This window comes from Lacimonas salitolerans, from assembly GCF_042677865.1.
Lineage (GTDB): Bacteria > Pseudomonadota > Alphaproteobacteria > Rhodobacterales > Rhodobacteraceae > Lutimaribacter > Lutimaribacter salitolerans.
Window position 1 is genome coordinate 24,477 of record NZ_JBHUDD010000050.1, and the last position, 19,626, is coordinate 44,102.

The 19,626-nt window shown below is 65.0% G+C and carries 18 protein-coding genes and 1 pseudogene; 9 read left to right on the forward strand and 10 right to left on the reverse strand.

The annotated features are described in order from the left end of the window. Nucleotides 1-16: 16 nt before the first annotated feature. From ACFTOW_RS07975 to ACFTOW_RS07985, 3 genes and pseudogenes are all read right to left on the reverse strand, one after another. On the reverse strand, nt 17-2,380 hold the full coding sequence (locus ACFTOW_RS07975; protein WP_379914537.1) for a glycosyltransferase family 2 protein: 2,364 nt from the start codon (nt 2,378-2,380) through the stop codon (nt 17-19). After that, on the reverse strand, nt 2,380-3,018 hold the full coding sequence (locus ACFTOW_RS07980) for a hypothetical protein (protein WP_379914538.1): 639 nt from the start codon (nt 3,016-3,018) through the stop codon (nt 2,380-2,382). The genes ACFTOW_RS07975 and ACFTOW_RS07980 overlap by 1 nt, the downstream gene beginning before the upstream one ends. Then, nucleotides 3,015-4,046: pseudogene (locus ACFTOW_RS07985) on the reverse strand (glycosyltransferase family 2 protein). Before ACFTOW_RS07985 ends, ACFTOW_RS07980 begins: the two are co-directional and overlap by 4 nt. A gap of 195 nt (nt 4,047-4,241) precedes the next feature. Here ACFTOW_RS07985 and ACFTOW_RS07990 point away from each other — a divergent pair. The 7 genes from ACFTOW_RS07990 (at nt 4,242) to ACFTOW_RS08020 (ending at nt 12,558) form a co-directional block, all read left to right on the forward strand. Beyond that, nucleotides 4,242-5,150, forward strand: a complete 909-nt coding sequence (locus tag ACFTOW_RS07990; protein WP_379914539.1) for an AAA family ATPase — start codon at nt 4,242-4,244, stop codon at nt 5,148-5,150. Between the two features lie 59 nt (nt 5,151-5,209). Next, nucleotides 5,210-6,472: a vWA domain-containing protein gene (locus tag ACFTOW_RS07995; protein ID WP_379914540.1), complete on the forward strand. Its 1,263-nt coding sequence runs from the start codon at nt 5,210-5,212 to the stop codon at nt 6,470-6,472. 147 nt (nt 6,473-6,619) lie between these two features. Then, the gene (locus ACFTOW_RS08000) at nt 6,620-7,579 is read left to right on the forward strand and encodes an XdhC family protein (protein WP_379914541.1); all 960 of its coding nucleotides are present in this window, start codon (nt 6,620-6,622) and stop codon (nt 7,577-7,579) included. Further along, complete coding sequence (locus ACFTOW_RS08005; protein ID WP_379914542.1) at nt 7,576-8,622, forward strand: molybdopterin-binding protein; 1,047 nt, start codon at nt 7,576-7,578, stop codon at nt 8,620-8,622. The genes ACFTOW_RS08000 and ACFTOW_RS08005 overlap by 4 nt, the downstream gene beginning before the upstream one ends. Before the next feature lie 115 nt (nt 8,623-8,737). Continuing rightward, nucleotides 8,738-9,223, forward strand: a complete 486-nt coding sequence (locus ACFTOW_RS08010; RefSeq protein WP_379914543.1) for a (2Fe-2S)-binding protein — start codon at nt 8,738-8,740, stop codon at nt 9,221-9,223. A gap of 82 nt (nt 9,224-9,305) precedes the next feature. After that, complete coding sequence (locus tag ACFTOW_RS08015; RefSeq protein WP_379914544.1) at nt 9,306-11,669, forward strand: xanthine dehydrogenase family protein molybdopterin-binding subunit; 2,364 nt, start codon at nt 9,306-9,308, stop codon at nt 11,667-11,669. A gap of 97 nt (nt 11,670-11,766) precedes the next feature. Then, the gene (locus ACFTOW_RS08020) at nt 11,767-12,558 is read left to right on the forward strand and encodes an FAD binding domain-containing protein (protein ID WP_379914545.1); all 792 of its coding nucleotides are present in this window, start codon (nt 11,767-11,769) and stop codon (nt 12,556-12,558) included. Nucleotides 12,559-12,633: 75 nt separating this feature from the next. Here the strand turns inward: ACFTOW_RS08020 and ACFTOW_RS08025 are convergent, their stop codons facing one another. Both ACFTOW_RS08025 and infC read right to left on the reverse strand, forming a co-directional pair. Then, nucleotides 12,634-13,242, reverse strand: a complete 609-nt coding sequence (locus tag ACFTOW_RS08025) for an SAM-dependent methyltransferase (RefSeq protein WP_379914620.1) — start codon at nt 13,240-13,242, stop codon at nt 12,634-12,636. A 61-nt stretch (nt 13,243-13,303) separates the two neighbouring features. Beyond that, the gene (gene infC / locus ACFTOW_RS08030) at nt 13,304-13,798 is read right to left on the reverse strand and encodes a translation initiation factor IF-3 (protein ID WP_465261604.1); all 495 of its coding nucleotides are present in this window, start codon (nt 13,796-13,798) and stop codon (nt 13,304-13,306) included. Between the two features lie 259 nt (nt 13,799-14,057). Here infC and ACFTOW_RS08035 point away from each other — a divergent pair, with 259 nt between their 5' ends. Further along, nucleotides 14,058-14,822, forward strand: a complete 765-nt coding sequence (locus ACFTOW_RS08035; RefSeq protein WP_379914546.1) for a translation initiation factor 3 — start codon at nt 14,058-14,060, stop codon at nt 14,820-14,822. Between the two features lie 86 nt (nt 14,823-14,908). Here the strand turns inward: ACFTOW_RS08035 and ACFTOW_RS08040 are convergent, their stop codons facing one another. From ACFTOW_RS08040 to ACFTOW_RS08060, 5 genes are all read right to left on the reverse strand, one after another. Beyond that, nucleotides 14,909-15,745: a ferredoxin--NADP reductase gene (locus ACFTOW_RS08040; protein ID WP_379914547.1), complete on the reverse strand. Its 837-nt coding sequence runs from the start codon at nt 15,743-15,745 to the stop codon at nt 14,909-14,911. Between the two features lie 67 nt (nt 15,746-15,812). Further along, nucleotides 15,813-16,220, reverse strand: coding sequence for a DUF934 domain-containing protein (locus tag ACFTOW_RS08045; protein ID WP_379914548.1), 408 nt, complete (start codon nt 16,218-16,220; stop codon nt 15,813-15,815). 2 nt (nt 16,221-16,222) lie between these two features. After that, complete coding sequence (locus tag ACFTOW_RS08050) at nt 16,223-16,960, reverse strand: phosphoadenylyl-sulfate reductase (RefSeq protein WP_379914549.1); 738 nt, start codon at nt 16,958-16,960, stop codon at nt 16,223-16,225. 12 nt (nt 16,961-16,972) lie between these two features. Next, entirely contained in the window at nt 16,973-18,640 is a 1,668-nt protein-coding gene (locus tag ACFTOW_RS08055; RefSeq protein ID WP_379914550.1) for a nitrite/sulfite reductase, read from the reverse strand. After that, the gene (locus ACFTOW_RS08060; RefSeq protein WP_379914551.1) at nt 18,640-18,939 is read right to left on the reverse strand and encodes a DUF2849 domain-containing protein; all 300 of its coding nucleotides are present in this window, start codon (nt 18,937-18,939) and stop codon (nt 18,640-18,642) included. Before ACFTOW_RS08060 ends, ACFTOW_RS08055 begins: the two co-directional genes overlap by 1 nt. Nucleotides 18,940-19,083: 144 nt before the next feature. Between ACFTOW_RS08060 and ACFTOW_RS08065 the strand changes: the two genes are divergently transcribed. Continuing rightward, on the forward strand, nt 19,084-19,545 hold the full coding sequence (locus ACFTOW_RS08065) for an Lrp/AsnC family transcriptional regulator (protein WP_379914552.1): 462 nt from the start codon (nt 19,084-19,086) through the stop codon (nt 19,543-19,545). Nucleotides 19,546-19,626: the final 81 nt, after the last annotated feature.

The following is a 19,626-nucleotide window of genomic DNA, read 5'->3' on the forward strand; positions in this document are numbered from 1 at the left end:
GAGCTACGCGCCTTTCCTAACTTTCCATATCAAGGGCCAGCGCATAGGCCACGCGCTCCATCCCCGACAGGCGCAGGGTCAGCGCCTGCTGATACAGATCCTCGAATTCCGGCATGCCGTGCAACTCTTCGGCCTTGGCGCGGTGCCAGTCCAGCCCGGTCTGGTGCCACTTTGCCAGCGTCTCATCCTGCAACAGCCGGTCGTATTCGGCCCGCACCCGGGGGATGTTGCGCTGGATCGTGACATCGCGCGCATCGCCCCAGTCCATCCTGATCCAGTAGTTCAGCCCGATCGAGCGGTCCACATGCAGCGCGCGCCCCCTCTGCCGTTTGATCAGAAAAGATTCCGCCGAGCGCAGCGCATAATGATTGAGCTGCAACAGGTCATAGCCAATGGATTTTTTCGAACTGCGCCAGCCGTTCTTGATCGCCTCGGCGGTCATGTCCTTGCCCGAGCCGTTGACCCATTTCACCTTGGTCTCGAACCCGTCGGTCAGCTTGTTGGGGCGGTGGCAGCTGATCTTGGCATAGGCGCCGATGTTGCGGAACATCGTCTTGAAGCCCCAGACTGTGTGCGGCTTGGGGCAGAATTTCGGCGCGCAGGCATCGAACTGCCCGATCACGAAATCCTCGTTCAGACGATGCACCCCGCTGTGCCCGAACAACCGCCAGGTCATCGCCACGTTGGTCGCATCGGGCACGGCGGCAAAGAAATCGTCGAGTGTGCCATTGCCGCAGCGCACGTTGATGAACTCGTCCACGTCGATATGGATGATCCAGTCGGCGTTCCGGATCACAGGCTCGGTCAGGGCCTGATCCAGCGCGTATTGCTGGGGCGAATTGCCCTTCCAGCCGTCGTTGTTGCGGTGATGCAGGATGCCCATCGCATCCAGCCGGTCCAGAATTTCGGCCGTGCCATCGCTGCAATCATTGGTGTAGATCAGGAAACTGTCCACCCCCATCGCCCGGTGATAGGCGACCCATTCCAGAATATAGGGCGCCTCGTTCTTCATGCAGCCGACGATGACATTGCCGGTCGATCCGGGCGGCAGGATGCGCGGCGGCATCGGGTCATAGGGCGTGGCCAGCTCTTCCTCGTTCACGCGGCCCAGCTTGTTGTGCGGTCGGAACGGCCCGTTCTTGAGCTTGTGAAAGTTCTGCACCGCCAGCGGTGGCAGGATTGCCTGCGCCTGCGGGCTCAACCCGCCATCCTCGGCAACGGGATCGGTCTTGACCCCATTCAGCGCCGCGATATCCGCAACCTTGGTCTTTCTCTCTTCGCGCGTGGCCTTGTCGATGCGCCATTTGAACGCCAGCAGGTATTGCGACGCGCGATAGCCGTTGCCGGTGTCCGCCTCGACCCAGCCGCCGGGAATGGCCCGGTCGCGCTTGAGGGACGCGGGCGTCAGCGCGGGATGATCGCGCAGCAGACGCTTGTTCTGCGCCTCGAAGCCCTTTGAGATTTCGGCCAGCGCGCCGGGCTGGATCGGATCGCCCGGCACCGCGATCTCGGCATGAAACTTGCGCCATAACAGGCGCGGCAGCACCCGGTCGGTGCGCGCCAGCAATCGCAGGATCAGGTCGTTCAACTGCCGCGACCGCGCCAAAGACGCCGCCGAGGGCTGCGAAACCGGCGTGGCAGGCGTTGCCTTGCCCAGGGTCTCGTCCATCTCGAACATCGCGCGCAGCTCTTCCGTCGCCTCGGGGCCATGGAGCAGCGCCTCGTCATAGGGCCGAAGGGTCACGCTGCCCGCCCCGAAAACACCTTCCCAATGCTGCACAAGCCGCTGATAATCCAGCCAGAACGCCGGAGACTGCACCTCAAGAAACTGGCCCTTGTCCGGCTCGGTCTCGGGGGCGTTGCGCAGGGTATCGCCCCACCAATCCGCGCTGCCCGCCAATCCCGCCTCGACATCCAGCGACGTGCCGCGCCCCTCCAGCACCTGCTGGGCATAGTGCCGCGCCAGCGCGCGGCCCTGCTCGTCGACATGGGCGATGATGCGGATATCCTCGGACAAGCGCACCAGCAGATCGCGCAGGCGCTGCAATTCCGACACCCGCACCAGCGACGGGCCCAGCTGGCTGGCCGACAGGATCAGCGCCTTGGGGCTGGTCGCCGCCACGTCCCGGGCCAGCGACGCGGCAAGCTGCGTGCGCAGCGCCGCCTGCTTGTCCGGCATGATGAACCCGCGATTGAACCGCAGCGTGTCGATATGGTCGGGGTCGGTGACGGCCATGAACAGCTTTGTGTGGTTCTTGCCACCCGCCGCGCGCGGGAACAGATAGCCCTTTTGCGCAAGCTGCTCGCGCTTGTCGGCCAGCACGTCCTGCAATCGCGCCGCCCCCATCGTGGCCAGCCCGATATGAAGGTGGATCCGCATCACGCGCTCTCCGTCTGCTTGTGCTTGTCCGCGTTGCGCCGGCCCCACCACGTCAGGGGATGCCCAAGATGCGCGCCGATCAATTCGGCAGCCCGGGTATCGGCAATGTCAAACCGCAGATACGCCGGATCGCCCTCGAAAATCGCGTCCAGATGGGCATAATGCGCCTCGATCCAGCGGATGCGCTCGGCCGTGGTCACGCCGAATCCGGCGGGCAGGCCGGGGATCTGCCCCTCGGGCAGGCGCTCTGTCCCAAGGTTCGACCAGCGCAGCATGCTGTCCGACATCGCGCGCGGATCGCGCCAGCTTGCCAGAAACCGCGCACCCGGATGATGCGCGCGGATCGCGGCGATCAGCCCGAAATCCATCTGCGGCCAAAGCGAAAGATCACCCCGCAACACGTTGATTTCGGTGAAGCAATCAAAATCGTCCATATGCGCCAGCGGGTCGCCGGTGTGGAAATACCCCTGATACATCAGATGCCCCACGAATTGCCGGTGCAGCGCGGCATCATCCGTCTGATGCGGGCGGATGCGGTAATCGGCGGTCCTGAGCCCCGAGACCTTCAACGCATGACCCAGCGTCGTGGTGCCTGACTTGGGCAGGCCCAGGTTGATCACCCGCAGACGGTCGCTCATCCCGCCAGCCCCAATTCTGCCAGCATCGCCTCTTCCTCGGGCGGCAGTTTGCTGGCGGCCTTCAACTGGTCGCGCATCGCGCGATACTCTTCCCGCCCCAGCAATTCGTCGCGCTTGGCGATGTGCAGCGCCACCGCCTCGTCATGCAGCGCGCCGATTTCCGGGTCGGCCTTCAACGCGGCCAGCGCGGCGTGCAGCCCCGGCAGGTAGCGGTGGATCGAGGTATCGACAAAGACCGGGTCATTCCGCTCGCGCCAATAGGTGTCATCGAAGGCCCGGTTTTCGCGGTTCACATCGCCCCGGTCGTTCTTGACCAGATAGCTGTCCAGACTGCGCAGCGCATAGTGATTCAGCGTGGCGAAATCGCGCGCACCGGCGGCGGGAAACTTGCGGATGCGGCGCGGATTGGCGGCGATCAGAAACTTGTGCGGCACCTTGCGCCCCGAGGCATCGGTCCAGTCCGGCCTTTTGCGCGGCGGCAGCGTCTTCTTGAAGAACGGCCGGTGCGCGCCGTAATATTGCAGCGGAAAATCCTGCCGCACCAGAGACTTGACCTAGAGCGCGGATTGCCCGCACCACAGGTCGGGGTTGTGGCTGCGGGTGAACTGCTCGATCACCGGGCGATCCTCGAACGCCTCCACGTCGTCATTGGCAAAGAACTGGAACATCACGCTGATGGCCTGCGGATCGCCGCAGGCCTCGATCAGCGCGGGAATCGTGTGATCGCCCACGTGGATGTTCAGAAACTCGTCCACATCCGCGACCCAGACCCAGTCGGCGTCCTGCACGATGTCCTGCTTGGCCGCGTCTTTCAGCGCCTCCATCTGGTAATTGCGCCCCTGCGCGGGGTTGGGCAGATGCCGCACGATCCCCCGCGCCGCCAGCGCATCCAGCATCCGGTCGGTCGCATCGGTGCAGTCGTTGGAATAGAACAGGTGATCGGTCACCCCGATCAGACGGTTGAAGGCGATCCATTCCAGCAGGAACGGCCCCTCGTTCTTCACGCAGGTGACGGCGGTGATCCGCATCACGTGGTTTCCCTGGCTGTCATCACGTCTGTCCGCCTCATGGCCGGTCGGGTTTGTCCCGTTTTGCCCGCTATTGATTGCCAAATTCATGACAGGTCGCTGCAATCAGGTCAATCTGGCACCCGGTCATCTGCACAGCCGCGGTTGACCTGTTGCGCGGCAAATGCACTTGTAGCCCCTCAAGGGAGGATGCCGATGACCGATATTTCATCCATTGATGCCGTGCAAAAGGCGCTGGCGGGGCAGGATTATGTCTGCGGGCGGCCGCTGGCCACCGTGCTGTTTCTGTCGCTGCGCCTGGGCCGCCCGCTGTTTCTCGAGGGCGAGGCCGGCACCGGCAAGACCGAAATCGCCAAGGCCATTGCCGCGGCCCTGGGCCGGCGCCTGATCCGGCTGCAATGCTACGAGGGGCTGGATGCGGCATCCGCCGTCTATGAGTGGAACTTTGCCGAACAGATGATCGCCATCCGCACCGCCGAGGCCACGGGCGGCGCGGACCGCGATGCGCTGAAGTCCGAACTTTTCACGCAGGATTACCTGATCGAACGCCCGCTGCTGCAAGCCATGCGCCCGCAACCGGGCGGCGCGCCTGTGCTGCTGATCGACGAGATCGACCGCACGGACGAGCCGTTCGAGGCGTTCCTGCTCGAAGCCCTGTCCGATTTTCAGGTCACGATCCCCGAGCTGGGCACCATCACCGCGCCCGAACCGCCCATCGTCATCCTGACCTCGAACCGCACCCGCGAGGTGCATGACGCGCTCAAGCGCCGCTGCCTCTATCATTGGGTCGACTACCCCACATTCGACCGCGAGATCGAGATTCTTCAGGCCCGCGCGCCGCAAGCCGCGGAAGCGCTCAGCCGCGAGGTTGTCGCCTTTGTCCAGCGCCTGCGCACCGAGGATCTGTTCAAGAAACCCGGCGTGGCCGAAACCATCGACTGGGCGAAATGCCTGCTGGCGCTGGATGTTCTGGCCCTCTCTCCCGAGGTCATTGCCGATACGCTGGGGGCCGTGCTGAAATATCAGGACGACATCGCAAAACTCCAGGGCTCCGAGGCCAAGCGCCTGCTGGACGAGGCGCGCGCCAGCCTGGAACCAGCATGATGTTTCCTCTCTCCATAAATATCCCGGGGGTCCGGGGGCAGCGCCCCCGGCTCTGACCCATGGCCGAATACCTCCCCCTCGATCTGCCGGACAATCCGCGCCTGACGCATAACATCACCCATTTCGCGCGGGCGCTGCGCAAGGCCGGCCTGCCCATCGGGCCGGGCCGGGTGATCGATGCCATCCGCGCGGTGCAGGCGGCGGGCTTTACCGAGAAACGCGATTTCTACTGGGTGCTGCACGCCTGCTTCGTCAGCCGCCCCGAACAGGCGCGGGTCTTCGCGCAGATATTCCGCCTTTACTGGCGCGATCCGCGGTTTCTGGAACACATGATGTCGATGATGCTGCCCGCCATCCGCGGCGTGCAGGAGGAACGCCACGCCCAGGCCGCCGAGAAACGCGCCGCCGAGGCGCTGCTGGACGGGGCCGACCGTCCCGTGGACCAGCCCGAACCGCGCGAGGACGAGACCCAGATCGAGGTGGACGCCTCGATGACCATCAGCACGCAGGAACGGCTCAAGACGCTGGATTTCGAACAGATGAGCACCGCCGAGGTGGCGCAGGCCAAGCGCATGCTGGCGCGGTTGAAGCTGCCGGTGAAACCCCTGCGTTCACGCCGGACCCGTGCCAGCCTGACCGGCCACAGCCTTGATTGGCGGCGCACCCTGCGCGCCAGCCTGCGCCACGGCGGCGAGTTGCGCGACCTGTCGCTGAAAACCCACCGCACGCGCTGGCCCAATCTGGTGGTGCTGTGCGATATCTCCGGCTCGATGTCGCAATACAGCCGGATGGTGCTGCATTTCCTGCATGCCTTGGCCAACGAAAAGGGCGCTGGCTGGGCGCGGGTGCATGCCTTTACCTTCGGCACGCGGCTGACCAACATCACCCGCCATCTCGGCACCCGCGATGTCGATCAGGCGCTGGCCGAGGCCGGGGCCCATGCCCAGGACTGGGAGGGCGGCACGCGGATCGCCGCCTGCCTGCATGCCTTCAACCGCGACTGGTCGCGCCGGGTGATGGGGCAGGGCGCGGTTGTGCTGCTGATCACCGACGGGCTGGACCGTGACGGCACCCACGATCTGGCGCGCGAGGCCGAGCGGCTGCACCTGTCGGCGCGGCGGCTGATCTGGCTGAACCCGCTGCTGCGCTGGGACGGGTTTGCGCCCAAGGCGGCGGGCATCCGCGCCATGCTGCCCCATGTCGATGCGTTCCGCGCGGGCCACAATATCCAGAGCCTCGAAGAGCTGGGCCGCGCGATTTCCGACACGCATGACCACGGCGACAAGGCCCGGCTGATGGCGTCGCTGCGGGCCGATGGCTGACTGTTGCCCATACGCCGCCGTATATGCATGGCCCGTGCATGTCCTGTGCATGCTTCGTGCAGCCCCGAAACGCCCGTCCTAAGCCCCCTTGGGCTGCGTGGATTTTTCTGCCACCATCCCGCCGACACGTTCACAAAGGATCGCCCGATGGACCGGATTCCCGAGATCGCACTGGACTGGCACCGCGCAGGCAAGGGTGCGGTCCTGTGCACCGTGGTCCAGACCTGGGGCAGCGCACCGCGCCGCATCGGCAGCCAGCTGGTCGTGTCGGGACAGGGCGACATACAAGGCAGCGTATCGGGCGGCTGTGTCGAAGGCGCGGTGATCGTCGAGGCGCTGGACGCGCTGGAGGATGGCAAGCACCGGATGCTGGAATTCGGCGTTAGCGACGGCGACGCCTTTGCCGTCGGTCTGGCCTGCGGTGGCACCATCCGCGTCCTGGTCGAACCCGTCGGCGCGGTCATGCCCGAACAGGTGCTGGCCGATCTGGTCGCCGCCCGCGAGGCCCGCCAGCCCGTGGCATTGGTGGCCGATCTGAAAGGCGGCGGGCGCAGCCTGACCGGTCAGGGCCACGAAGACAGGTTCCGCATGGACCGCTCGGGCTTTGACGAGGACGAGCGCGTGTTCGTCACCATCCACAACCCGCCCCTGCGGCTGCTGATCGTGGGCGCGGTGCATATCGCGCAGGCGCTGGTGCAGATCGCGCGCGTCGCGGGCTATGACCCGGTGCTGATCGATCCGCGCGACACCTTTGGCGCGCAGGAACGATTTCCGGGTGAAACCATCGTCAACGACTGGCCGGACGAGGGCGTGCGCGCCTTTGGTCTGGACACCCGCACGGCGCTGGTGCTGCTGACCCATGACCCCAAGCTGGACGATCCCGCCCTGCATGCGGCGCTGGCGTCGGACGTGTTCTATATCGGCGCGCTGGGGTCCACCCGCACCCATGCCGCGCGGGTGACCCGGCTGACCGAGGCGGGGTTCACCGAGGCCCAGATCGCGCGCATCCACGGCCCTGTGGGGCTGGACATCGGGGCGGCGAACCCGGCGGAAATTGCCCTGTCGATCATGGCCGAGATCACCCGCGTCCTGCGGCGGGGCGCATGAAGTTCGGGCCGGTGCCGCTGGACCAGGCCGAGGGGGCGATCCTGGCCCATTCTCTGCGGCTGGACGTGGCCAGGCTGCCCAAGGGCCATGTGCTGACGGCCGCCGATATCGCAACCTTGCGCGCCGCGTCGGTGGATCAGGTGACCGTCGCCCGGCTTGATGCGGGCGATATCCAGGAAAACGCCGCCGCACACAGGCTGGCGCAGGCGCTGGCCCCGGATCCGGTCTCGCAGGGCCTGCGGCTGTCTGGGGCAGGGGCGGGACGCGTCAACCTGATCGCCGACCGGCCCGGCATCGTGCGGCTGGACGTGCAGCGCCTGCATGCCATCAACGCCATTGAGCCGATGATCACCGTGGCCACGCTGCCCGATCTGGCGCGGGTCGATCCCGGCACGATGCTGGCCACGATCAAGATCATTTCCTATGCGGTACCGCAAACCGCGCTGGATGCGGCCTGCGCCGATGCGGCGGGCGCGCTGCGCGTGTCCGCCCCGGTGTTCCGGACCGCCACCCTGATCGAAACCACGCTGGACGGGGATGCCCCGGACAAGGGCCGCCGCGTGACCCAGACGCGGCTGGAACGCCTTGGTCTGACGCTGACCGACCGGGTGATCGTGCGGCATGATGCCACGGAGATTGCCGCCGCAGTGCAGCAAGCGCCGGGTCAGGTGCTGCTGATCCTGACCGCCAGCGCCACGTCGGATGCGCATGACACGGCCCCAGAGGGCCTGCGCGCAGCGGGCGGGCAGGTGGTCCGGTTCGGCATGCCGGTCGATCCGGGCAACCTGCTGTTTCTGGGTCACCTGGGCGACAAACCGGTACTGGGCCTGCCCGGCTGCGCGCGCAGCCCCGCGTTGAACGGGGCCGATTGGGTGCTGGAGCGCGTGGTCTGCGGCATCGACATCGGCGGGCAGGATATCGCCGCGATGGGGGTGGGCGGGCTGCTCAAGGAAATCCCGTCGCGCCCGCGTCCGCGCCGGGCGGCAGACGCGCAGGCAGACACGCAAGCAGGCAAGCCCGGCAAGGATGCAGGTGCAGCATAAATTGCTGCAATAGCAGTTTGTTGCGGGTGGCGCAGATTTCCGGTTCTCAACTCGGAAACGGCATGCTTAACTCGGGCCATCGATACCGGAACGACAATTCCTTGGGAGGATCCTGATGACCCAGCTCACCATGACGGTGAATGGCAAGGCCGTGTCAGGCGATGTGGAAGGCCGCACGCTTCTTGTCAATTTTCTGCGCGACACCCTGCACCTGACCGGCACGCATGTCGGCTGCGACACCAGCCAGTGCGGCGCCTGCGTGGTGCATGTGAACGGCGAGGCGGTGAAGGCCTGCACCATGCTGGCGCTTGAGGCCGAAGGGGCCGAGGTGGCCACGATCGAAAGCATGGCCGCGCCCGATGGCACGCTCAACACCCTGCAACAGGCGTTTCAGGATCACCACGGCCTGCAATGCGGGTTCTGCACCCCGGGCATGGTGATGTCGGCGGCGGCCCTGCTCAAGGACAACCCCAAGCCGACCGAGGCCGAGGTGCGCGACTACCTTGAGGGCAACATCTGCCGCTGCACGGGCTATCACAACATCGTCAAGGCGATCATGGCCGCGTCCGGGCAGGATGTGGGGGCCATCGCCGCAGAATGACGGATACCAGGGGTGGGTTGGCACCCACCCTACCGACGATCGTAGGGTGGGTGCCAACCCACCGCACCAGGGAGGAGATAGAATGCCGAAAGATCATGGCATAGGCGCCAGCCCCAAGCGGCGCGAAGACATACGGTTCCTGACCGGGGCCGGCAACTACACCGACGACATCAACATCTATGGCCAGACCTACGTGCATTTCCTGCGCTCGGACGTGGCGCATGGGCGGCTGACCAGCATCGACACCTCGGCCGCCGAAGGCATGCCGGGCGTTCTGCGCGTGTTCACCGGCAAGGATTTCGAAGGCGTGGGCGGTCTGCCCTGTGGCTGGCAGGTGACGGACAAGCACGGGGCACCGATGCAGGAGCCGGGTCACCCGGTGCTGGCACAGGGCAAGGTGCGCCACGTGGGTGATCCGATCGCCGCCGTGGTGGCCGAAACCGCCGCCCAGGCGCGCGATGCCGCCGAGGCCATCGTGGTCGAGATCGAGGATCTGCCCGCCGTCATCGACATGAAAAAGGCGCTTGAGCCCGATGCACCCAAGGTGCACGACGATCTGACCAGCAACCTGTGCTATGACTGGGGCTTTGTCGAAGAGAACAAGGCCGCCGTGGACGAGGCGTTCACCAAGGCCGCGCATGTGACCACGCTGGAACTGGTCAACAACCGCCTGATCGCCAATCCGATGGAGCCGCGCGTGGCGGTGGGCGACTTCAACCGCGCGACGGGCGATTCCACGCTCTACACCACCAGCCAGAACCCGCATGTGATCCGCCTGTTGATGGGGGCCTTCGTGCTGGGCATCCCGGAAAACAAGCTGCGCGTGGTTGCGCCCGACGTGGGCGGCGGCTTTGGCACCAAGATCTTTCACTATGCGGAAGAGGCATTCTGCACCTTTGCAGCAAGGGCGCTGCAGCGCCCGGTGAAATGGACCTGCTCACGCTCCGAGGCGTTCATGTCCGACGCCCATGGCCGCGATCATGTGACCAAGATCGAACTGGCGCTGGACGCCGACAACAACTTTGCCGCCCTGCGCACCGAGACTCATGCCAACATGGGCGCGTATCTGTCGACCTTCGCACCGTCGGTGCCGACCTGGCTGCACGGCACGCTGATGGCTGGCAACTACAAGACGCCGCTGATCTACGTGAACGTCAAGGCGGTGTTCACCAACACCGTGCCGGTGGATGCCTATCGCGGGGCCGGTCGGCCCGAGGCGACCTATCAGCTGGAGCGCGTGATCGACAAGGCCGCGCGCGAGCTGGGGGTCGATCCGATTGCCCTGCGGCGGCAGAACTTCATCACCGAATTCCCCTATGCCACGCCCGTGGCGGTGGAATACGACACCGGCGACTACCACGCGACGATGGACAAGCTGCTGGAGATGATCGACCGCGACGGCTTCGAGACGCGCGCGGAAGAGTCGAAAAAACGCGGCAAGCTGCGCGGGCTTGGCGTGAACTGCTATATCGAGGCTTGCGGCATCGCGCCCAGCAACCTGGTGGGCCAGCTTGGCGCGCGGGCTGGTCTGTACGAAAGCGCCACGGTGCGGGTGAATGCCACCGGCTCGATCAGCGTGATGACCGGCAGCCACAGCCATGGGCAGGGACACGAGACCGCCTTTCCGCAGGTTGTGGCCGAGATGCTGGGCATCGACGAATCGATGATCGAGATCGTGCATGGCGATACCTCGAATTCGCCGATGGGCATGGGCACCTATGGCTCGCGCTCGCTGGCGGTGGGCGGCAGCGCGATGGTGCGGGCGACCGAGAAGATCATCAACAAGGCCAAGAAGATCGCGTCACACCTGCTGGAAGCCTCCGAGGCGGATATCGAGCTGAAGGACGGGGCCTTCACCGTCGCGGGCACGGACAAATCCGTGGCCTGGGGGGATGTCACGCTGGCCGCCTATGTGCCGCACAACTATCCGCTGGACGAGATCGAACCGGGGCTGGAAGAGACGGCGTTCTATGATCCGTCGAACTTCACCTACCCCTCGGGCGCCTATGCCTGCGAGGTCGAGGTCGATCCCGACACCGGGCGGGTAACGATCGAGAGCTTTGCCGCCGCCGATGATTTCGGCAACGTGGTGAACCCGATGATCGTGACCGGGCAGGTGCATGGCGGTCTGGCGCAGGGCATCGGCCAGGCGCTGCTGGAGGCGGCGGTCTATGACGAGAACGGGCAGCTTCTGACCGGGTCGTACATGGATTACGCCATGCCGCGCGCCGATGATCTGCCGTTCTTTGCCGTCGATCACTCGTGCCAGACGCCCTGTACCCACAATCCGCTGGGGGTCAAGGGCTGCGGCGAGGCCGGGGCCATCGGCAGCCCGCCTGCGGTGGTCAACGCGGTGGTGGATGCGTTGCAGCGCGCGGGACGTGACGTCACGCATATCGACATGCCGTTGTCGCCGTCACGCGTCTGGTCGGCGATGCAGGGCTGAGAGGGCGGGAGCGAGGGGCCAGACCCTCGCGCTTCCCGGGATATTTGTCGAGAGAGGAAACCCGAAGGGTGTTCCTTTCAGGAAAGAGGGAAACGGAATGTACGCATTCGAATTTGAGAAACCGACCAGCATCGCGGATGCGGTTGCGGCGATGAAGGATGAGGACGCGCTGGCGCTGGGGGGCGGGCAGACCCTGATCCCCACGCTGAAACAGCGGCTGGCCAGCCCCAGCAAACTGGTCAGCCTGACCGGGATTTCCGAGATGGTCGGTGTTTGCCGGGCCGATGACGGGGCGATCTGCATCGGCGGGGCGACACCGCATGCGCGCGTGGCGGACGAGGTGGCGGCGGATTACCCGGCGCTGGCCGAACTGGCCGCGCATATCGGGGATCCGGCGGTGCGCAATCGCGGCACGATCGGCGGCAGCATCGCCAACAACGACCCGGCGGCCTGCTATCCGGCGGCGGCCCTGGGGTCCGGGGCCACCATCGTGACCAACGCGCGCGAGATCGCGGCGGATGATTTCTTTCAGGGGATGTTTACCACTGCGCTTGAAGAGGGCGAGATCGTGACCGAGGTGCGCTTTCCAGTGCCGGAAAAGGCAGCCTACATGAAGTTCGAACAGCCCGCCTCGCGCTTTGCGCTGGTGGGGGTGTTTGTTGCGAAATACGCCGATGGCGTGCGTGTGGCGGTCACAGGCGCGTCCGAAGAGGGCGTGTTCCGCTGGACAGAGGCCGAGGCGGCGCTGTCGTCCGATTTTAGCGCCGGCGCGCTGGACGGGCTGAGCCTGCCTGCCGATGGCATGATGAGCGACCTGCACGGATCGGGCGCCTATCGCGCGCATCTGGTGGCGGTAATGGCCAAGCGCGGCGTCGCTGCGGCACACTGATCCTGTCCATGTTTTAAAAGGCCCCGGCGGATTGCCCGGGGCCTTTTGCGTTTGGGGTCAGGTTGCGTTTTAATTTCAGACGGGTTTGCGGGCAATGAAATCGATCAGCGCTGACAGGCCGGAATGGCCGCGACCCTCTTGCACATCGCGTTCGTATTCGCGCGCCTCGATCACCTCCCAGCCGGGAAAGTGGTCGCGCAGCAGGGCGGTGGTATACAGGTTTTCGACGAAGGGCGGACCGCCGGTGCCGTGGTCAAGCTGCTTGGGCGTGTAGCCGTGCAGCAGCATCAGCCCGCCGGGGCGCAGGCACCGCGCCATGCCATCGAACATCGCGGCGCGCGCCTCTGGCCCGGTGAACTGGATGAAGATGCCCGCCACCATGTCGAACGGCGTCGTTGCAAACGCATCGGGCCAGTCATCGGTCAGCAGATCGGCCTGCCGGAAATCCACCGTCACGCCGCGCTGCTCTGCCAGCCGGCGCGCCTTGGCGATGGCGGAGGGCGCATAGTCCACCGCCGTCACGTCCAGGCCGCATTCCGCCATGAAGACCGAATTGCGCCCCTCGCCATCGGCCACCGCAAGCACGGTCCGGCCCGGCGTCAGCAACGCACGATGATCGCGCAGGAATTGCGCGGGTTCGGTGCCGAACACATAGTCGGGGGTGTTGAACCGCTCTTCCCACATGACGCTGCCTTTCAAACCAAAACGCCCCGCAGGGCGGGGCGTTGCAAACGTGTCGCAGGGGTTACCGTGCGGCTGGCCCGATCATCATGATCATCTGGCGACCTTCCATCTTGGGCATGTTCTCGATCTTGCCGATCTCCTTCACGTCCTCGGCCACCCGTTCCAGCAGCTCGCGGCCCAGGTTCTGGTGCGCCATCTCGCGTCCGCGGAACCGCAGCGTGATCTTGACCTTGTCGCCGTTTTCAAGAAAGCGCACGACGTTGCGCATCTTGACCTCGTAATCATGGGTATCGGTGTTGGGTCTGAACTTGACCTCTTTCACCTCGATGATCTTTTGTTTCTTGCGCGCTTCGGCCTCGCGCTTTTGGGTCTCGTACTTGAACTTGCCGTAGTCCATGATCTTGCACACGGGCGGGTTCGCATTGGGCGAGATTTCAACCAGATCAAGCCCGGCCTCTTCTGCCATGACCATGGCCTGGGCCGGGGTGACGACGCCGACATTCTCGCCCTCTGCCCCGATCAGGCGGATTTCAGGTGCGCGGATGCGGTCGTTCACGCGCGGGCCGGTGTCACGGGTGGGCGGCGCGTTGTGAGGTCTGCGGGCTATGGTGATGGTCCTTTCGGTAGTTTCATCAGGCTGTTTTGTCGAGGCTGGAAAGTAGCTGTGGCGGCTGCTTACTGCAAGCGACAATCGGCTGATCCGGGCCGAAAAAAGGGTGTTTTCCCCTTGCACCTTCCGGGTCCTGCGCGCATCTGGCACTTGTACGAGGATCGGCGCGGGTGCCGAAACGGATATTCTTGAGGGGAAAAACGCGATGAAAAACCTGATCTGGATCGCCCTTGCGGCGGTCGTCGCCGTGGGCGGCTATTTCATCTACACCAGCCAGACGGCAGACGAGGTCGTCGTGGTCACGGAAGAGGAGACCACCGAAGAGGCCGCGACGCAAGAGGCAGCCGATGACGCGGCCGAAGCTGCGACAGAAGCAGCAGAGGAAGCCACGCAAGCGGCCGAAGAGGCAACCGAGGCGGCAAGCGACGCCGCGAACGAGGCCGCAGAAGCCACCAGCGAAGCGGCCGAAAACGCCGTGGACACTGCCACCGAGGCGGCAGAAGCCGCGGCCGAGCAGGTGCAGGAAGCGGTCGACAGCGCAACGCAGGCCGTGACCGACGCGGCAAACGAGGCCGCGCAAGCCGCTTCGGACGCGGTGAACGGTGCATCCGATACTGCCGAAAGCGCCGCGGAGGCGACCGAGGATGCGGCCAGCGATGCGGCTGACGCCACAGCCGACACCGCGCAGGACGCCGCCGAGGCCGCAGGCGACAGCGTGGAAAGCGCAACGGACACGGCCGAGCAGGCAGGCGATCAGGTCGAGGCAGCCACCGATCCGTCTGAAACCGCGACGCCGGAGCCGCTGACTGTCGAAGGCTTTGACATGGACCGTGTGGCCGAGATGATCGACAACTCATCGATCGGTGACGCGCAGAAATCCGCGCTGAAAGCCGCGCTGAACATGGCCCGGGAAAACCCCGCGGCGCTGCGAGCCACGCTGGACACCGTGCGCGAAGCACTGGGGATGTAAATCCTGCGCCGCAGACAAGGCGAGATGAAAAAAGGGCCGTGCGGGTGATCCGGGCGGCCCTTTGCCTGTGTCAGTCGTGCAGGCGATCAGTCCAGAAACGCCTTTTCCACCACGTATTGCGCGGGTTTCGAGTTGGCGCCTTCCTCCAGCCCGTAGCCTTCGAGCATCTCCTTGATTTCAAGGTTGAAGGCCAGGTTGCCGCAGACCATCGCCCGGTCGGTTTCGGGGTTCAGCGGCGCCACGCCCAGATCCTCGAACACCTCGCCCTTGCGCATCAGGTCGGTGATGCGGCCCATCTTGAGGCTCTCTTCGCGGGTGGTGGTGGGATAATAGCGCAGCTTGTCGGCAAAACCGTCGCCGATCAGTTCGGCCAGCATTTCATCGGTGCGGATATCCTCGATCAGCTGCGCACCGTATTCCAGTTCACCCACCTCGCGGCAGGTGTGGGTGAGAATGATCTCTTCGTAATCCTCATAAGTTTGCGGATCGCGCAGCAGGCTGGCAAAGGGGGCAAAGCCGGTGCCGGTGGCAAAGAACCAGATCCGCTTGCCCGGCAACAGGGCGTCATGCACCAGCGTGCCCACGGGTTTTGGGCGCAGGATGATCTGATCGCCGGGTTCGATGTGCTGCAGCTTGCTGGTCAGCGGGCCGTCCTGCACCTTGATCGAATAGAACTCCAGCTCGTCATCCCAACTGGGCGAGGCGATGGAATAGGCGCGCAGCAGCGGCTTGCCGTTGTCGCCCATCAGCCCGATCATCACGAACTCGCCCGACCGAAAGCGCAAGGACGCAGGCCGCGTGCAGCGAAAGGAAAACAACCGGTCGGTCCAGTGTTTCACCGCTGTCACGGTCTGGGCATCGGGCAGGGTCGGGGTCTTGGCGGCGGGGGCGGCTGCGTCGGTCACTGTGCTCATCTCGTTCATTTCGGTTGCTCCGGTGCTAAACCAGTATCAGGGACATAGCTTTGATCCAAATCAGATGGAACCGGGTTCAGCCCCTCAATCGTGCCTGATAATTGTTAGCATGCCAACAATTTCTTGCCAGCCATTGCGGCTCGGTCAGGCGCGCGGCCAGATCGGATGAGATTTCAACCTCGTCAAAGCCCGCGCGCCGCGCCATGGCGTATTGATCGGGCAGAACATGCCCCTGCGCGCGCAGCCGGCCGCCATAGCCCATCAGCCGCAGCCGCCGCGCCAGCGTAAACCCGCGCCCGTCGGCAAAGCTGCCGAAGGGGATGCGGATCATCCGCAGGGTGGGCAGCAGGGCACGCAGATGCGCAGGATCGGCATCGGCGGGCAGATCCACGGCGCTGTGTTCCGCGGTGACCTCGGCCAGAGGGGTGATCCGCCCGGTCCAGTCATCGGGGGCGAATCCGGTGTCGGTGACGATCACGGTCATGGTTACGCTCCTTGCCGGGTGACCCGGCCATTGGTGATGTGAATGCCGCATTCCACCTTGTCCTGTCCGCGCCAGCGCCCGGCGCGCGGGTCTTCGCCGGGGGCGACGGGGCTGGTGCAGGGCTTGCAGCCGATCGAAGGATAGCCGCGCGACACCAGAGGATGCGCGGGCAGGCGGTTGTTGATGCGGTAATCGCGGATGTTCTCGGGCGTCCAATGGGCCAGCGGGTTGACCTTGATCCGGCCCGGGCCATCCGCCTCGAAATGCTCCAGCGCCTCGCGCGTGCCGGCCTGAAACCGCTTGCGCCCGGTGATCCAGGCGTCAAAGCCGTCCAATCCCTTTGCCAGCGGTGCCGTCTTGCGCAGGGCGCAGCAGGCATCGGGGTCGCGCAGATGCAGCGCGCCGTATGGGTCTTGGGCGGCCACCTTGTCAGGCTCGGCGCGGATGATGCGCAGGTCGCGCAGGTCCAGCCGCCGGGCCAGATCGCGCTGATACTCCAGCGTTTCGGGAAACAGCAATTGCGTGTCGACAAAGATCACCGGCACGCGGTTGTCCAGCCGCGCCAGCATATGCAACAGGACCACGCTCTCGGCCCCGAACGAGCTGACCAGCGCGATCCGGCCCACCGTGGGGTCGGCCAGCGCATGACGCAGCACGGCGATGCCCGCGTGGTGGCGATAGCGCGCGTTCAGCGCCACCGCCCGCGTCGCCGCGTCGGGCAAGGGGGATTCGAAGGGCATGGCTGGCTCCTGTCAGGCGGCGTCGGCGCGCCGGTCGGCGGGATACAGCGCGGCCTTGAACGGCTCGGCCCCCAATCGGCGGTAGGCCTGCAGAAACGTCTCTCCCTCGTGGTGACGCAGCCGCAGGTAGGCGCGCAGCACCCGGTCGATGGCGGGAATCAGCGCCTCGGCGGCAAAGCCCGGCCCCATCCGGTCGCCCAGCGTGGCATCCTGCGTGCCGTCGCCGCCAAGTGTGATCTGATAGTTTTCCACGCCCGCGCGATCCAGCCCAAGGATACCGATATGGCCGACATGATGATGGCCGCAGGCATTGATGCAGCCGGAAATCTTGATCTTGAGCGGGCCAATCGCATGCTCAAGCTTCATCTCGTCCACATGCTGCGCGATCTCTTGCGCGATGGGGATCGAGCGCGCGGTGGCCAGCGCGCAGTAATCCATGCCGGGGCAGGCGATGATATCCGAGGCCAGCCCGATGTTCGCCGTCGCCAGCCCATGCGCGCGCAGGGCCTTGTAGACGGCGGGCAGGTCGGCGCGGGCGACATGAGGCAGGATGACATTCTGTTCGTGGCTGATGCGCAACTCGTCATAACCAAAGCGTTCGGCCAGATCGGCCATGGCGCGCATCTGCGCATCGGTGGCATCGCCCGGCGTGGCACCATGCGCCTTGAGGCTGATCGACACGATGGCATGATCGTCGCGGATATGCGCGGTCAGGTTCGTGTCGGCCCAGGACCGGAAGGCCGGGTTGGTTTCATAGGCCGCATCAAACACTTGGCGGTCCTTGCTGACAAACGCAGGCGGCGCGAACTGCGCCTCGATCCCGGCCAGAATCTGCTGATCCACGCCCGAGAAGTGGGGCCGCAGCTCGGCAAAGCGCGCGTTCACCAGATCGCGGAAAGTGTCGATGCCGTTTTCCTGCACGGTGATCTTGATCCGCGCCTTGTACTTGTTGTCGCGGCGGCCCAGCAGGTTGTAGGTGCTCACGATCGCCTCGAGATAAGGTAAAAGATCAGCCTTGGGCAGGAAGTCATTGATAACCTGTCCGATAATGGGCGTGCGTCCCAAACCTCCACCGACAATCACCTCGAACCCATGTTCGCCGTTCCGCGCGACCATCCGCAGGCCGATGTCATGGGCGCGTGTCACGGCACGGTCGTTGGGGCTGCCGGTGATGGCGATCTTGAACTTGCGCGGCAGGAACTGGAACTCGGGGTGATCGGTCGACCATTGCCGGATCAGTTCGGCCACCGGGCGGGGGTCGGCGATCTCGTCCGCGGCGGCCCCGGCGAAATGATCGGCTGTGACGTTGCGGATGGTGTTGCCGCTGGTCTGGATCGCATGCAGCCCGACGGTCTCCAGCGCATCCAGCATGTCGGGAATATCGCGCAGCGCGGGCCAGTTGTACTGGATGTTCTGGCGGGTGGTGAAATGGCCATAGCCCTTGTCCCACCGCTGGGCCAGATCGGCCAGCACGCGCATCTGCGCGCTGTTCAGCGTGCCATAGGGGATCGCCACGCGCAGCATGTAGGCGTGCAGTTGCAGATACACCCCGTTCATCAGGCGCAGCGGCTTGAACTCATCCTCGGTCAGGGTGCCGTCCAGCCGTCGGGCGACCTGCGCGCGGAACTGCGCGTTGCGGCTGGCCAGAAAATCGCGGTCGAATTCGGTGTAGCGATACATCAAAGCACCTCTTGCTTGCCATGGGGATAGTTCGAGGGCCCGTTGGCGCGAAACGCCTCGCGGAAATGGGTGGGCTGTGGGCCGTCCGGCGTGTCGCGCATGTCGGCCAGATACACCCCGGTGACGCGCGTCACCTGCGCGTCGGCGTCCAGCAGGCGGATCTGGGCATGCGCCTCGTCGATCAGCACCTCGGCCTCGGCCAGATCGCCGGACCAGCGGTCATCTGCGGTCAGATAGACCACATGACCCAGCAGCAGGTCGTTGGCGGTGACAACCTTAGGCGTGAAAGAGCGTGGCATCGGCACCTCAGTGATTGCGGTTTCATTGCCTTGAGTATAGGAAATTGTTCCAGTGATGCGCCAGACGGCGCAGTGAATAAGGAACGTTGTTTCGCAAGGGCAGCTTCAGCCTGACAGCGTTCCATCAAGATGGAGAACTTAGAAATGGCTGTTCGGCTGGATGACACAGACAGGAAAATCCTGCGCGCGCTGCAACAGGATGCAGGCCAGTCGCTGGATGAAATCGCGCGTCAGGTCGGTTCCAGCAAGACCCCGGTGTGGAACCGGATTCGCAAGATGCGCGAGGCCGGGGTGATGGGGCCGCAGACGGTCGTGCTGGACCCTGAAAAGCTGGGGTTCGACGCCTGTTTCTTCGTGCTGATCCGCACGTCCGAGCACGAGGCCGAATGGCAGGCGGCGTTCCTGCACGCGTTGCAAAACCGCCCCGAGGTGCAAGAGGCGCACCGGCTGGCAGGCGATATCGATTATATCCTCAAGGTGCGGGTGGCCAACGCGCGGGCCTATGACGCCTTTTACCAGGCGCTGATTTCCGAGGTGAAGGTGCATAACGTCACCGCCCTGCTGTCGATGGAAGAGATCAAGTCGACCACCGCCCTGCCGGTCTGAGGGCGTTTGATCCAAATGTGCGCTTCCGCGCGCTTGTAGTCAACGGGTTGAGAGGCGCCATGCCGTTTCATGCCTTGCGGT

What these genes read in the sequence shown, in the direction of transcription:
- ACFTOW_RS07975 (WP_379914537.1), bottom strand. Translation starts at nt 2,380, where the DNA reads ATGCGGATCCACCTTCATATCGGGCTGGCCACGATGGGGGCGGCGCGA.
- ACFTOW_RS07980 (WP_379914538.1), bottom strand. Translation starts at nt 3,018, where the DNA reads ATGAGCGACCGTCTGCGGGTGATCAACCTGGGCCTGCCCAAGTCAGGC.
- ACFTOW_RS07990 (WP_379914539.1), top strand. Translation starts at nt 4,242, where the DNA reads ATGACCGATATTTCATCCATTGATGCCGTGCAAAAGGCGCTGGCGGGG.
- ACFTOW_RS07995 (WP_379914540.1), top strand. Translation starts at nt 5,210, where the DNA reads ATGGCCGAATACCTCCCCCTCGATCTGCCGGACAATCCGCGCCTGACG.
- ACFTOW_RS08000 (WP_379914541.1), top strand. Translation starts at nt 6,620, where the DNA reads ATGGACCGGATTCCCGAGATCGCACTGGACTGGCACCGCGCAGGCAAG.
- ACFTOW_RS08005 (WP_379914542.1), top strand. Translation starts at nt 7,576, where the DNA reads ATGAAGTTCGGGCCGGTGCCGCTGGACCAGGCCGAGGGGGCGATCCTG.
- ACFTOW_RS08010 (WP_379914543.1), top strand. Translation starts at nt 8,738, where the DNA reads ATGACCCAGCTCACCATGACGGTGAATGGCAAGGCCGTGTCAGGCGAT.
- ACFTOW_RS08015 (WP_379914544.1), top strand. Translation starts at nt 9,306, where the DNA reads ATGCCGAAAGATCATGGCATAGGCGCCAGCCCCAAGCGGCGCGAAGAC.
- ACFTOW_RS08020 (WP_379914545.1), top strand. Translation starts at nt 11,767, where the DNA reads ATGTACGCATTCGAATTTGAGAAACCGACCAGCATCGCGGATGCGGTT.
- ACFTOW_RS08025 (WP_379914620.1), bottom strand. Translation starts at nt 13,242, where the DNA reads ATGTGGGAAGAGCGGTTCAACACCCCCGACTATGTGTTCGGCACCGAA.
- ACFTOW_RS08035 (WP_379914546.1), top strand. Translation starts at nt 14,058, where the DNA reads ATGAAAAACCTGATCTGGATCGCCCTTGCGGCGGTCGTCGCCGTGGGC.
- ACFTOW_RS08040 (WP_379914547.1), bottom strand. Translation starts at nt 15,745, where the DNA reads ATGAACGAGATGAGCACAGTGACCGACGCAGCCGCCCCCGCCGCCAAG.
- ACFTOW_RS08045 (WP_379914548.1), bottom strand. Translation starts at nt 16,220, where the DNA reads ATGACCGTGATCGTCACCGACACCGGATTCGCCCCCGATGACTGGACC.
- ACFTOW_RS08050 (WP_379914549.1), bottom strand. Translation starts at nt 16,960, where the DNA reads ATGCCCTTCGAATCCCCCTTGCCCGACGCGGCGACGCGGGCGGTGGCG.
- ACFTOW_RS08055 (WP_379914550.1), bottom strand. Translation starts at nt 18,640, where the DNA reads ATGTATCGCTACACCGAATTCGACCGCGATTTTCTGGCCAGCCGCAAC.
- ACFTOW_RS08060 (WP_379914551.1), bottom strand. Translation starts at nt 18,939, where the DNA reads ATGCCACGCTCTTTCACGCCTAAGGTTGTCACCGCCAACGACCTGCTG.
- ACFTOW_RS08065 (WP_379914552.1), top strand. Translation starts at nt 19,084, where the DNA reads ATGGCTGTTCGGCTGGATGACACAGACAGGAAAATCCTGCGCGCGCTG.